The organism is Rhodoferax sp. GW821-FHT10B06 (assembly GCF_059415605.1).
The window spans coordinates 59,035-71,359 of sequence record NZ_JBWKNO010000003.1 but is presented as its reverse complement, the minus strand read 5'-3'; the positions used below and the strand labels follow the sequence as shown (position 1 = coordinate 71,359).

12 protein-coding genes are annotated in these 12,325 nt (G+C 62.1%); 8 read left to right on the top strand and 4 right to left on the bottom strand.

The window, feature by feature from the left end:
• Positions 1 to 308: 308 nt before the first annotated feature.
• Positions 309 to 749, top strand: coding sequence for a potassium channel family protein (locus AC07O2_RS05785; RefSeq protein WP_495074795.1), 441 nt, complete (start codon positions 309 to 311; stop codon positions 747 to 749).
• A 64-nt stretch (positions 750 to 813) separates the two neighbouring features.
• On the top strand, positions 814 to 1,305 hold the full coding sequence (locus AC07O2_RS05780; RefSeq protein WP_495074794.1) for an OmpA family protein: 492 nt from the start codon (positions 814 to 816) through the stop codon (positions 1,303 to 1,305).
• 69 nt (positions 1,306 to 1,374) lie between these two features.
• Here the strand turns inward: AC07O2_RS05780 and AC07O2_RS05775 are convergent, their stop codons facing one another.
• A complete protein-coding gene (locus AC07O2_RS05775) occupies positions 1,375 to 3,432 on the bottom strand; it encodes a sodium-translocating pyrophosphatase (protein ID WP_495074793.1) in 2,058 nt (685 codons plus the stop codon).
• A gap of 540 nt (positions 3,433 to 3,972) precedes the next feature.
• Between AC07O2_RS05775 and AC07O2_RS05770 the strand changes: the two genes are divergently transcribed.
• The 3 genes from AC07O2_RS05770 (at position 3,973) to AC07O2_RS05760 (ending at position 6,675) form a co-directional block, all read left to right on the top strand.
• Entirely contained in the window at positions 3,973 to 5,547 is a 1,575-nt protein-coding gene (locus tag AC07O2_RS05770; protein ID WP_495074792.1) for a YfaP family protein, read from the top strand.
• A 155-nt stretch (positions 5,548 to 5,702) separates the two neighbouring features.
• Complete coding sequence (ppa, locus tag AC07O2_RS05765) at positions 5,703 to 6,233, top strand: inorganic diphosphatase (protein ID WP_495074791.1); 531 nt, start codon at positions 5,703 to 5,705, stop codon at positions 6,231 to 6,233.
• An 82-nt stretch (positions 6,234 to 6,315) separates the two neighbouring features.
• Positions 6,316 to 6,675, top strand: a complete 360-nt coding sequence (locus AC07O2_RS05760; RefSeq protein WP_495074790.1) for a translation initiation factor Sui1 — start codon at positions 6,316 to 6,318, stop codon at positions 6,673 to 6,675.
• A gap of 32 nt (positions 6,676 to 6,707) precedes the next feature.
• Here the strand turns inward: AC07O2_RS05760 and AC07O2_RS05755 are convergent, their stop codons facing one another.
• Entirely contained in the window at positions 6,708 to 7,322 is a 615-nt protein-coding gene (locus AC07O2_RS05755) for a DUF4844 domain-containing protein (protein ID WP_495074789.1), read from the bottom strand.
• Between the two features lie 135 nt (positions 7,323 to 7,457).
• Positions 7,458 to 8,438 (bottom strand): Gfo/Idh/MocA family protein, encoded by a 981-nt coding sequence (locus AC07O2_RS05750; RefSeq protein WP_495074788.1) that lies wholly within the window; start codon positions 8,436 to 8,438, stop codon positions 7,458 to 7,460.
• Positions 8,439 to 8,565: 127 nt separating this feature from the next.
• Between AC07O2_RS05750 and AC07O2_RS05745 the strand changes: the two genes are divergently transcribed.
• The 3 genes from AC07O2_RS05745 (at position 8,566) to AC07O2_RS05735 (ending at position 11,351) form a co-directional block, all read left to right on the top strand.
• A complete protein-coding gene (locus AC07O2_RS05745) occupies positions 8,566 to 9,153 on the top strand; it encodes a DUF4337 domain-containing protein (RefSeq protein WP_495074787.1) in 588 nt (195 codons plus the stop codon).
• Positions 9,154 to 9,252: 99 nt separating this feature from the next.
• Positions 9,253 to 9,459 (top strand): DUF3820 family protein, encoded by a 207-nt coding sequence (locus tag AC07O2_RS05740; protein ID WP_495074786.1) that lies wholly within the window; start codon positions 9,253 to 9,255, stop codon positions 9,457 to 9,459.
• A gap of 68 nt (positions 9,460 to 9,527) precedes the next feature.
• Positions 9,528 to 11,351 carry a diguanylate cyclase domain-containing protein gene (locus AC07O2_RS05735; RefSeq protein ID WP_495074785.1) on the top strand — a complete coding sequence of 608 codons (1,824 nt, stop codon included), beginning with the start codon at positions 9,528 to 9,530 and terminating at the stop codon, positions 11,349 to 11,351.
• Here the strand turns inward: AC07O2_RS05735 and AC07O2_RS05730 are convergent.
• Positions 11,329 to 12,318, bottom strand: coding sequence for an LLM class flavin-dependent oxidoreductase (locus tag AC07O2_RS05730; protein WP_495074784.1), 990 nt, complete (start codon positions 12,316 to 12,318; stop codon positions 11,329 to 11,331). The genes AC07O2_RS05735 and AC07O2_RS05730 overlap by 23 nt on opposite strands.
• Between the last annotated feature and the right edge of the window lie 7 nt (positions 12,319 to 12,325).

Sequence of the window (12,325 nt, the reverse complement as noted above, 5' to 3'; positions counted from 1 at the left end):
CCAAGCGCGTCCTTGCCATGGGCGGCCTGCCAGCGCGGAGCGCAAGCCGGGTCCTGGCAAGGGGTACAAAGGTCGTGTTCATGGAGTTTCCGATTGTGCCAGTGCCTGGCTGGGCTGCCAGATGTCAGCAGCGCTGCCCGGGCTGTCTGCTGGGATCTGCAGTAATAGTGGTAATGCTATAAATTTAGTAGCTTATAGCGCAGGTAGAACAAGCGCAAGGGGCATATTTCTCATACGGGTTTGTGGACATCTCAGTTCTTGATCTCGATCAAGTCGCCTGTCCGGTGCAGCGCTTCCAATGTAGCGCTATGCGACGTGTACGAGCGCGCCATTTCTTCATCACCCGACGCGGGTTGTGGTATTCGCTGGCCTTGGGCTTGCTCATCATGGGCCTGGGCGGGGCGGGCTTTTGGCTGCTGGAGCCGCGCGTGCATACATTTGGCGACGGCCTGTGGCTGGCCTTCACCACAGCCGCCACGGTGGGCTACGGCGATATGGTGCCGAGCACCCATGCGTCCCGGTTTTTCGCGGTGATCGTGGTACTGCTGGGGCTGGCGATTTTGTCCCTGGTGACCGCTTCGGTGGCCGCCATGTTCGTGGAGACCGAGGAGCGCCAGATTGAGCGCGATCTGCTGCGGGAAATCGCCGCGCTGCACAGCGAAGTGCGCGAGCTACGGCAATTGATACAGGCCCAGCATGCCCTTTCCCCCGGCACAGAGGGCTCCATCCGGCAGGCGCCACCAAGCTAGGAGAGCCGGCTTGCGTCACGCCAGCCCTCTACAATCGCGCCACATTTTTTGGAGAGCTTTCACCATGTTTTCTTCTGACAAAGACGATAGCCAGAGCGCTGCATTCGTAATTCTGTTTGCCGTCGTGGCTGCCGCCGTGGCATTTGCGATTGGCATGGGCATCTACAAGACCCACAGTGCCAAGCCCAAGACTGCGCCCGCAGTGCAAGAGGTGCTGGACGTGGAAGGTGCCAGCGTGAAGGTGGAAAACGGTGTGGTCAAGTTCTACTTCGCCACCGCAAAGGCCGATGTGGCCCAGGGCGCCGATGTGGCGCTGGCCGAGGTGGTCAAGCTGGCGGGCGAGGGCAAGAGCCTGCGCATCAGCGGCTTCCATGACGCCACCGGCGACCAGGCCAAGAACGAAGAGCTGGCCAAGTTGCGCGCCTTTGCCGTGCGTGAGCTGCTGGTAGGTCTGGGTGTGGCCCAGGACAAGATCGAACTGGTCAAGCCTGAAGCGCTGACCGGCTCTGGCAGCAACGCCGAAGCCCGCCGCGTGGAAGTCGTCGCGTTGCCCTGAGCTTCTCGTTAGGCGCAAAAAAGCCGCAGTGCCCATGGCGGGCGCTGCGGCTTTTTACATGGTGGCGCCTTATTTGCCGCCGTGGATCTGCATCACCAGTGGCACGATCAGCAGGGCCACGATGTTGATGATCTTGATTAGCGGGTTCACCGCCGGGCCGGCCGTGTCCTTGTAGGGGTCGCCCACGGTGTCGCCGGTGACGGCGGCCTTGTGGGTTTCCGAGCCCTTGCCGCCGTGGTGGCCGTCTTCGATGTACTTCTTGGCGTTGTCCCAGGCGCCGCCGCCGGTGCACATGCTGATAGCCACGAACAGGCCGGTGACGATGGTGCCCATCAGCAGGCCACCTAGGGCCGCAGGCCCCAGCAGCAGGCCGACCAGGATTGGCACTACTACCGGCAGCAATGAGGGGATCATCATTTCCTTGATCGCCGCGGTGGTCAGCATATCGACCGCCTTGCCGTATTCGGGCTTGGCCGTGCCTTCCATGATGCCCTTGATCTCGCGGAACTGGCGGCGCACTTCGACCACCACGCTGCCGGCAGCGCGGCCCACGGCCTCCATCGCCATCGCCCCGAACAGGTAGGGGATCAGCCCGCCGATGAACAGGCCGATGATGACCATCGGGTTGCTCAGGTCGAAGCTGATAACGTGGCCGTAGGCCTCCAGCTTGTGCGTGTAGTCGGCAAACAGCACCAGCGCCGCCAGGCCGGCTGAGCCGATGGCATAGCCCTTGGTGACGGCCTTGGTGGTGTTGCCCACCGCGTCCAGCGGGTCGGTTACATCGCGTACGCTCTTGGGCATCTCGGCCATTTCGGCAATGCCGCCGGCGTTGTCGGTGATGGGGCCGTAGGCATCCAGGGCCACCACGATGCCGGCCATGCTCAGCATGGATGTGGCGGCAATTGCAATGCCGTACAGGCCGGCCAGGTGGAAGGCGGTCCAGATGGCGATGCAGACAAAGATCACTGGCCAGGCGGTGGAGCGCATGGACACACCCAGGCCGGCAATGATGTTGGTGCCGTGGCCGGTGGTCGATGCCTGGGCGATGTGCTGCACCGGCGCGTACTGCGTGCCGGTGTAGTACTCGGTGATCCACACTAGCGCGGCGGTCAGCACCAGGCCGACGGCGCAGGCGCCATACAGCTTCATGGCTGCGCCCGTGCCGCCCAAGGCGTTGTCCGCCACCAGCGCGGTCGTGACGAAGTAGAAGGCGATCAGCGACAGCACGCCGGCGACCGCCAGGCCCTTGTACAGCGCCGGCATCACGTTCTTCATGCCCGGCGAGGCGACGACGAAGAAGCAGCCGATGATGGATGCGACGATGGACACAGCGCCCAATGCCAGCGGATACACCACGGTGCTGGCGCCGCCAGCGGTGGCGAGAAGGGCGCCCAGCACCATCGTTGCAATCAGCGTGACCGCATAGGTCTCGAACAGGTCGGCGGCCATGCCGGCGCAGTCGCCCACGTTGTCACCCACGTTATCTGCAATCACGGCCGGGTTGCGCGGATCGTCTTCCGGGATGCCTGCTTCGACCTTGCCCACCAGATCCGCGCCTACGTCGGCACCCTTGGTGAAGATGCCGCCGCCCAGCCGGGCGAAGATGGAGATCAGCGACGAGCCAAAGGCAAAGCCGATCAGCGGGTTCAGCCGCGCTGCGGTGGGCATGCCGTCAGGCACCAGAAACCAGTAAAAACCCGTCACGCCCAGCAGGCCCAGGCCGACCACCAGCATGCCGGTGATGGCGCCGCCGCGAAACGCCACGGTGAGTGCCGGGCCTATGCCCTTGGTGGCCGCCTGTGCGGTGCGCACATTGGCGCGTACCGACACATTCATGCCAATGAAGCCACAGGCGCCCGACAGGGCTGCGCCAATCACGAAGCCTATGGCCGAGATGGGGTCGAGAAAGATGCCGATGAGGATGGCCAGCACCACCCCGACGATGGCGATGGTGCGGTACTGCCGGGCCAGATAGGCGGCTGCGCCAGTCTGGATGGCGGCGGCAATTTCTTGCATGCGCGGGTTGCCGGCGTCTTGCGAAAGAATCCAGCTGCGGGCCCAGAAACCGTAGGCCACCGCAATGAATCCACATATGAGCGCCAGTGTCAGCGCTGTGTTACCTGCCATAGGAATGTCTCCTTTTTTGTCGTTGTCGCGAGATGGGAGTGCAACGCCAGGGATGCCCTGCATAACTCCGGCGAGGATGTGGTGGTGCGGATCGGGATGGGATACAAGGCGCTTTGTGCAGCCAATAGCACCGCTATTGGCAAGAAAAGCAACGCCGTAGACCGCCCGAGTCCGTGCTGCCACAGACCGCAGAGAGTGATGCAGGGCATACCCAAGGTGGTACCCCCGCTGCGTTGCTTCCTCGCGCATCCGACGTCCAAAGAGGCGGAGACGATTGGCCAACGTCACCAATATAAAGGAAAAACAGTTGCTGCACTGCGGTAACTCTTTGTGTCCGGTATGTAAACCGAGGGCTGGCACTCTAAATTCGCAGCGCACCCAAATTCAGCACTGCGACACATCTTTGCGCGGTGGACGTGGGGGTGCACAACCATGGCCCTTGGACGCATTCGACCGAGGGCTGGCGCGGACTTGCGGAGCCAGGCATCCATGCCTTGCGGCCCACAGGTTCTGTCATTTCCCATGTATGAAGGGTGTTCTATGCGGTTCTCAAAAAGTTATTGGCGTGGCTTGGCCATAGGCCTGGTGGCTTCGGTCTTCCTGGTGGCCTGTGGTGGCGACGGTGGTTCTGGTTCCACACCCAGCACTCCGGTTTCGACAACCGGCGTCGCAGGCAAAGTGCTGGACGATGCGACCGGACTGGGCGTAGGGGGCGTGACGGTGCGGGTTGGAAGCCTGTCCACCACCACGGCGGCCGACGGTACTTTCAGCCTCACCGGTCTTACGGCGAGCAGCCGCGTGACGGTAGTCTTCGCCTCCAGCGACTACGCCGAAGGTGTGCGCATTGCCAATGTGGTGGCCGATGCACGTACCGATGTGCAGGCCCGTTTGGTCAAGGTCGGTGCCAGCGGCACGGTTCCGGTAACGGCTGGTGGCACGGTCACGGTGCCCAGCAGCACCGCGCAGGTCACCTTGTCCGCAAATAGCGTGCAGCGTGCCGATGGCAGTCTTCCCACGGGCAATATCACGGTCAGCATCACGCCCATCAACCCGGCTGTGGATACGACCCTGATGCCCGGCGACTTCCTGACCTCCACGGGCAGCGGCAATGTGCCGATTGAAAGCTTTGGCGCGCTCAATGTGGTGCTGACCGACAGCACGGGTGCCGCGCTGAATCTGCGCAGCGGCCAGACCGCTACCATCCGCATCCCCCTGGCTTCGCGCAATGCATCCGTGCCTTCGACCATCCCGCTGTTTTACTTCAACACCAGCACCGGCTTGTGGGTGCAGGAAGGCACGGCGACTCTGGTTGGCACCGGCGCATCGGCCTACTATGAAGGCACGGTCAGCCATTTCACCACCTGGAATGCCGACCAGACCTACAACACCATCATCGTCCATGGCTGCATGAAGAATGCGGCGGGTGCCGTGGTGGCGAATGCGTTGGTCACCAGCGACGGTATCGACTACTCCGGCACCAGCTCGGTCTACACCGATGCCAGCGGTAACTTCAGCCTGCCGATCCGTAGCAACAGCGAGGCCACTATCGTGGGCGTGTTCGGCGGATATTTGACCAACACCGTGCGCAATACGGCCAGTGCGACCGACATCACCTTGACGGATTGCCTGAGCCTGGGCCAGAGCGGTGCTGGCATCACCATGAAGCTGACCTGGGGCGCCTTGCCCAGCGACCTGGATTCGCACCTGATAACGCCGGCGGGTGACCATGTGTATTACTCGGCCAAGGGGGCACTTGCCACAGCGCCTTTCGCCAACCTGGACGTGGACGACACCTCCAGCTACGGCCCCGAGGTGGTGACCATCACCAAGCTGATGGTGGGTACCTACAAGTACAGCGTACGCAACTACTCGGGTTATTCCGATGGCCCCATCGCTACATCGGGTGCGCGGGTCGAGGTGAACATTCCAGGACGCACTCTGCAGCTGATTACGCCGCCCGCCACGGGCGAGTCGTCGAACACGGACTACTGGAATCTGTTCGAGTTCGACGTCAGCGCCAGCTGCGTGGTCACCGTACGTCCCGTGGGCACTTACACCACCGATTTGCCCACGATTCCGGCAAGCACCACGCCGCAGTACTGCACACCCAGCTGATAGCGGCTAGAGCGCTGCGAAGCGGGCGACACAGCATCTGGTGGCTGTGTCGCCTTTTTACTTTTGGCTTTGCCGTCAGGCTGGCGTCACCGCTGTGAGGCAAAATCACGGGTTAACCAGAATCCAATTTCTCAACTCCTAACTGCAACACCACCATGTCCCTGAATAAAGTGACCCCTGGCAAGAATGCCCCCGATGCCTTTAATGTCGTGATCGAAATCCCGATGAATGCGGACCCGATCAAGTACGAAGTGGACAAGGAGTCCGGCGCGCTGTTCGTGGACCGTTTCATGACCACGGCCATGCACTACCCCACCAACTACGGCTACGTGCCCCAGACCCTGAGCGGTGACGGTGATCCGGTGGACGTGCTGGTGATCACGCCTTACCCGCTGTACCCCGGCGTGGTCGTGCCCTGCCGCCCCCTGGGCATTCTGCTGATGGAAGACGAAGCAGGCGTGGATGGCAAGGTGTTGGCCGTGCCCACCGACAAGATTCTGCCCATGTACACCCACTGGAAGAGTGTGGATGACGTGAACAAGATGCGCCTGAACGCCATCAGCCACTTCTTTGAGCACTACAAGGACCTGGAAAAGGGCAAGTGGGTCAAGGTGCTGGGCTGGGAAGGTATTGACGCGGCCAAGAAGGAAATCCTCGAAGGCATCGCCAATTACACCAAGGGCTAAGCCCTCTCGGCGGTTGTAGCCAAATCGGCACCTAGCGTAGGTAATACCAGCGCTAGGTGCTATTTTTTTGATAGTAATGGGTATGAAAAGCAAACTCTCCAGCGGCGGCTTGGTGTATTCCACCGAAACCGGCCGCATGTGCCCAACCTGCCGCAAGCCGGTGGCCGACTGCATCTGTGGCCAGAAGCCACTGCCCAAGACCGATGGCATCGTGCGCGTGTCGCGCGAAACCAAGGGCCGTGCCGGCAAGGGCGTGACCCTGGTTAAGGGCGTGCCCTTGGATCTGGCGGGGCTGACCGCGTTGGGCAAGCAGCTCAAAGCCGCCTGTGGCAGCGGCGGCACGGTGAAGGACGGCGTGATCGAAGTGCAGGGCGACCACTGTGACACGGTGATCGCGCTGCTGCAAAAGCAGGGCTATACGGTCAAGCGCGCTGGCGGTTGAGGGTCTGTTTCGGACTCCCTTACTTGGGATTTTCAGAGCAGCTTGGAATACAGGAAACGGCCTTTGACCATCCAGATGAGCGAGGGCTTTGAAGCGGTATTCGTCAGCGTGACCATATTGTTCGGGTCGTTATCTTGAAACCAAACATCGGTATTGGCTTGGTGTACCAAGGGATTGCCGAGCGTACGGGTTAAAAATTCCAGAGCAGATGTTGCGGTCAGTGCGGCCAGTTTTTTTGCGAACTCCCGCTCAACGGCTGTCATGGCGGCTACGGCTTCTTGGTTTCTTGCATCTGCGGACGCGGAGGGATTGAAGCCATACATAAGATTGTTGAGCAGTCCGTCCGAACTTGTTACTCCAAAGATATCCATCAATTCTTCCAAGTAGCCTATTGCACGTTCACGCTCTTCGGTGTCCGCATCTTCAAGGGCAGGGTACGTCGCCTTGAATTCTTCCAGCAATTGGATCTTGGGCTCTGGTTTGTCAGCGATTCCGGTTAGCCGGATCGCAAGTGTATTGATCACGGACGTGTAGTGGGCTCTATCGCGCTCGTTGAGGGCTCCAAAGTACGAGCCATCGGCTAAAAATTTCTCCTTGGCGATGAACGCCAATAACGCTTGCTTTTGGGGGCCGTCGGTGCGAGCCATGGTGGCTTCTGTGGCTGGAGTCGCTGCGATGGCTGATCCAATGAAGATCGACAGCAGGACGAATAGGTGCTTTAGCATTACGGGGTGATTTTGGGACTTGACGATGGATGTAATGGGCATCTTCCGTGGAAGAGATTAGTTTGCCAGAATCATGTCCATCACCCAGGCCGTACGCTGCGCGGTCTGCCCGGTGGAGGGGTGCGTGGCTAGCCCGGCCACGTGTTTTTGCATATTCTCGATATGGAACAGCTGGATGTTCTCCGGGTGGGCGATTTCCACGCTCTGGCAGCCCTGGCTGTTGCGCAGCAGCAGCGGCTGGTTGCCAAACACCGAAAACTCTATCGTCCCCTGGCTGCCCAGGATGGTGACGGCGTCCACGCGCTCGGCGGCACCAAAGTTCCAGTAACCCGAGCCCAGCGCGCCGCTAGCAAACTGCCAGACCCCAGTGACCGCGTCCTCGGCCGCATACAGGCCCTGCTGCTGCGCGTTAAAGCCCTGGGCGTACACGATGTCGCCCAGCAGATGCATGCACAGGTCCAGCCCGTGGCAGGCCAGGTCGGCAAAGTAGCCACCGCCGGCCACTTGCGGGTCGGTGCGCCAGTTGGGCGTTTTGGCCAGGTCGGTCGGGCTGGGCGTGCGGGTATAGGCCCAGTGCACATGGCGCACGTTGCCAATCGTGCCCTCATCCAGCCATTTTTTGACCTGGGCAAAGCGCGGAAGCGAACGTCGGTAGTAGGACACGAACAGCGGCAGGCCCGCCGCTTCAAAGGCGGCGCACATCTCCAGGCATTCGCGGTGGTTCAGTGCCATGGGTTTTTCCACGCAGCAGATTTTTCCGGCCGCGGCCACCTTGAGCGCATAGAAGTGGTGGCTGTCTGGCGGGGTGGCGATGTAGACGGCGTTGACCTGCGGGTTGTGGATCAGCGCGTCGGCATCGGTGGTCCAGGTGGGTACGCCGTGCCGCTCTGCGTAGGACTGGGCCAGGGTGGCGTCGCGGCGCATCACCGCCACCAGGCGCGAATGCGCCACCTTGTTGAAGGCAGGGCCGCTCTTGAGTTCGGTCACGGCGCCGCAGCCGATGATGCCCCAGGCCAGGGGGGAGTTCGGAGGATGCATGCGCAAAGTGTACGGGCGGCCCCGCGGTGTTCTTGTATCCTCGGGCGCCGATCTTGTCCCCAGCTGTAGGAGCGGGGTCTGCGTATGACGCTTCGTATAACTTTTATAAATTCTCAGGAAAACAGGTATGTCTAGTGAAGGGTTTCACGTCCACGGTCCGCATGACCACGAGTTGGAGCATGCCACCCAAGGCGCACATGGTGCGCACGGTGGCGGCATGGTGAACCAGATTGCGATGTTCACCGCCATCATCGCTACGGTGGGGGCCATCTTTTCCTATATGGGCGGGGCGACGCAAGCCAATGCGGGGCTGTATAAGAACAATGCCGCGCTGAAAAAGGCGGAGGCCTCCAACCAATGGAATTACTACCAGGCCAAGAGCACCAAGCAGGCGTTGGCTGAGCTGGCGATGAACCTGTCGCCAGAGGCCGCGAAGTCCGCCTACCAGGCCAAGGTGGAACGCTACGAGAAGGAAAAGGACGGCATCAAGGCGGTGGCCGAAAAGCTGGAAACCGAAGTCGTCGAATGGGACGAAAAAAGCGACGAGCAGATGCACCTGCACCACCGCTGGGCCCAGGCCACCACGGTGCTGCAAATCTCTATCGCCATGGCCGCCATCGCGCTGCTGACCAAGAAGAAATGGCTGGAATACGCAATGTTTGGTACCGGCGGCCTGGGCGTGCTGGTGGGGGCGCTTGCCGTTTTCCACATATAGGTAACTCGGCAGCTCCCTGTGGAGCGCATCCCCAATATTGGGTACGTCGTGCACTTGGTGTGCGCAGGGTCCATTTTTGGGATTGTTACATTTACAGATATGGACTCTGAACAATTGCAGCGCCTGGTCAGCGTGCAAATGCCGTTTGGCAAGCACAAGGGCACGGTCATCGCCGACCTGCCCGGCAACTACCTGAACTGGTTTGCACGTGAGGGCTTCCCGCCGGGTGACATTGGCCGGCTGCTGGCCTTGATGTACGAGATCGACCATAACGGCCTGAAAGAGCTGCTGCGGCCCTTGCGTTAGCGCTTCTGCAGGGTACAGCCCGCCAAGGGCACCTAAAATACAATAATTTACAATCAGTAACAAACCTGATGCATTCGCCATTTCCCACGCAATCTGTGCTGCGCCTGTTATGGCGGGTGCTGCTGTGCGTGGGTTTGCTGCTGCCGCTGGGCGCATGGGCTCAGGCCGAGGCGGTGCTGGATGTGCAAAGCTGGCGCCAGGACCTGTGGCCGGCCGTGCAGGTGCTGCCAGATGCCACGGGTCGCATGGATATCGGCCAGGTGCAGGAGGCCAGCGCTGATTTCGCGCCGCCGCAGACCGCCCGCTCTACCCTGGGCATGCGTTCTGCACCTGTGTGGTTGCGCATACCGGTGCGCCTGGAGCCGTCTGCTGGGACGGATTGGGCGCTAGAGCTGGACTACCCGGTGTTGAACCGCCTGGACATCTACCTGGTGCGTGATGGCCAGGTGCTGCAGCAGGCCCTGCTGGGCAATTTGCACCAGAACCTGGAGCGTCCGCGTGCCGCCCGATCGCCGACCGTGTCTTTGCGCATGCAGCCGGGCCAGGCCTACATCCTGTACATCCGCGTGCAGACCAGTGGCGCCATGGTGCTGCCCATCACGCTGAATACACAGGCTGCGTTTTTGGAGCATGCGCTGCGCGAACAGATGCTGCAGGGCCTGATGCTGGGTCTGTCGCTATGCCTGCTGATGTACAGCCTGATGCACTGGTTGGGCGTACGCGACCCGCTCTTTTTGAAGTACGCGTTGATCGTGGTGGGTGGCCTGGTGTTTTCGCTGCTGCAGTTTGGCGTGGGCGTTCAGTACCTGTGGGCCGGTAATCGGTGGCTGGAGCTGCACCTGGCGGCACTATCCGCGCTTGCATCTACCTGCGGCTTCTTCCTGTTTTTTGAGCATGTGCTGGCGGGGCCGGGGGCATACCGCCATTTCAGCCGCGCCATGCGTGCGGGCGCGCTGGCTTCTGCGCTGGTGGCGCTGGTGTATGCGCTGGACTTGCTCAGCACCCGTGCGGTCAGTCCGCTGGTCGGGCTGTTGGGGGCCTTGCCGTCTCTGCTGGCCTTGCCGCCGGCCTGGCGCCGGGTGCGTCAGGGCAACGCGATGGGCATCTACCTGGTATTGGGCGCATTGGTGTATTTCTTTGCAGTCTTGACCATGGTGGGCGTGTTGTATGGCGTGGTGGGGGTGAATTTCTGGACCCAGCACTCCGTGCAATGGGCGGCGCTGCTGGACCTGCTGATGTTGATGCGCCTGCTGGCCCTGCGCAGCCGGGCCACGCAGGCCAAGGTCGTGCGTGTCACCCAGGAGCGCGACGCCATGCATTCCCTGGCACATACCGACCCGTTGACCGATCTGCCCAACCGCCGTGGCCTGAGCCTGGCGCTGGAACAGGCCCTGGCCCAATGCGGCCCGCACAGCATGGTGGCGGTGTATGTGCTGGATCTGGACGGCTTCAAGCCGGTGAACGACCAGTACGGCCACGATGTGGGCGATGTGCTGCTCAGCGCCGTGGCGGTCCGGTTGCAAGTGCTGGTGCGCAGCAGCGACCTGGTGTCGCGCATGGGGGGCGACGAGTTCGTCATCGTGGCCCGCGGCCTGCACACCGACCGCCAGGCGCAAGACCTGGGCCACAAGCTGCTGGAGGCCTTCCATGCGCCGTTTGACCTGGGGCAGCACAGTTTCCAGGTCGGCCTGACCATAGGCTACGCCCTGGCGCCACTGGACGGCGTGGACCCCAAGATGCTGCTCAAGCTGGCCGATGCTGGCATGTACCAGGGCAAGCAGGGCGGCAAGCACTGCCTGCGCCGTTTCGACCCCGCGCAGGCCGTGCCCGAGCCCAGCCTGTGGGTGGACACCCACGCGCCCACGCGGGCTAACGCTGCGCGCGCAAGCTAGCAGTGATCTCGTAAGAGCGCAGCCGCGCCTGGTGGTCGAAGATCTGCGACGTCAGCATCAGCTCGTCCGCACCCGTGCGCTCAATAAAAGCCTGTAATGCCCGGCGCACCGTGTCGGGCGAGCCCACCGCAGCGCAGGACAAAGAATTGTCCAGCATGGCCTTGTCAGCCGGGTGCAGGCGCTCGGCGAAGCCGTCTACCGGCGGCGGCAACTGGGACGGGCGGCCGCTACGCAGGTTCACAAATGCCTGCTGCAGCGAGCTGAACAGAAACTGCCCGGCCGCGTCCGTGTCCGCCGCAAACACATTGAAGCCCAGCATCACATAGGGCTTGGCCAGCTGTTTGGACGGCTTGAAGCGCGCCCGGTAAATCTCGATGGCCGACAGCATGTCACCCGGCGCGAAATGCGAGGCAAACGCGTAGGGCAGGCCCAGTTCGGCCGCCAGCTGCGCACCAAAGGTACTGGAGCCCAGAATCCACAGCGGTACCTCCAGCCCGGCGCCGGGTACGGCCCGCAGCGTCTGCCCTTCTTGCACCGGGGCAAAGTAGTGCTGTAGCTCCAGCACGTCGCTGGGGAACTGCTGGGCATCGGTTTGCAGGTCGCGCCGCAGCGCACGGGAAGTGGCTTGGTCCGAGCCGGGCGCGCGGCCCAGGCCCAGGTCGATGCGGCCGGGGAACAGCGACTCCAGCGTGCCAAACTGCTCGGCAATCACCAGCGGTGAATGGTTGGGCAGCATGATGCCGCCGGCGCCCACGCGGATGCTGCGCGTGCCCGCCGCCACATGGCCGATGACGACCGCCGTGGCCGCGCTGGCAATGCCGCGCATGCCATGGTGCTCGGCCAGCCAGTAGCGCTGGTAGCCCCAGGTTTCGGCATGCTGCGCCAGGTCCAGCGTGTGGCGAAAAGCATCGACCGCGGTGCTGCCTTCGGCAATCGGGGCCAGGTCCAGAACGGAAAAGGGAATCATGTTTTGC

Bases quoted from the DNA above. Each gene is read 5' to 3' on its own strand.
- AC07O2_RS05785 (WP_495074795.1), top strand. From the start codon at position 309: ATGCGACGTGTACGAGCGCGCCATTTCTTCATCACCCGACGCGGGTTG.
- AC07O2_RS05780 (WP_495074794.1), top strand. From the start codon at position 814: ATGTTTTCTTCTGACAAAGACGATAGCCAGAGCGCTGCATTCGTAATT.
- AC07O2_RS05775 (WP_495074793.1), bottom strand. From the start codon at position 3,432: ATGGCAGGTAACACAGCGCTGACACTGGCGCTCATATGTGGATTCATT.
- AC07O2_RS05770 (WP_495074792.1), top strand. From the start codon at position 3,973: ATGCGGTTCTCAAAAAGTTATTGGCGTGGCTTGGCCATAGGCCTGGTG.
- ppa (WP_495074791.1), top strand. From the start codon at position 5,703: ATGTCCCTGAATAAAGTGACCCCTGGCAAGAATGCCCCCGATGCCTTT.
- AC07O2_RS05760 (WP_495074790.1), top strand. From the start codon at position 6,316: ATGAAAAGCAAACTCTCCAGCGGCGGCTTGGTGTATTCCACCGAAACC.
- AC07O2_RS05755 (WP_495074789.1), bottom strand. From the start codon at position 7,322: ATGGCTCGCACCGACGGCCCCCAAAAGCAAGCGTTATTGGCGTTCATC.
- AC07O2_RS05750 (WP_495074788.1), bottom strand. From the start codon at position 8,438: ATGCATCCTCCGAACTCCCCCCTGGCCTGGGGCATCATCGGCTGCGGC.
- AC07O2_RS05745 (WP_495074787.1), top strand. From the start codon at position 8,566: ATGTCTAGTGAAGGGTTTCACGTCCACGGTCCGCATGACCACGAGTTG.
- AC07O2_RS05740 (WP_495074786.1), top strand. From the start codon at position 9,253: ATGGACTCTGAACAATTGCAGCGCCTGGTCAGCGTGCAAATGCCGTTT.
- AC07O2_RS05735 (WP_495074785.1), top strand. From the start codon at position 9,528: ATGCATTCGCCATTTCCCACGCAATCTGTGCTGCGCCTGTTATGGCGG.
- AC07O2_RS05730 (WP_495074784.1), bottom strand. From the start codon at position 12,318: ATGATTCCCTTTTCCGTTCTGGACCTGGCCCCGATTGCCGAAGGCAGC.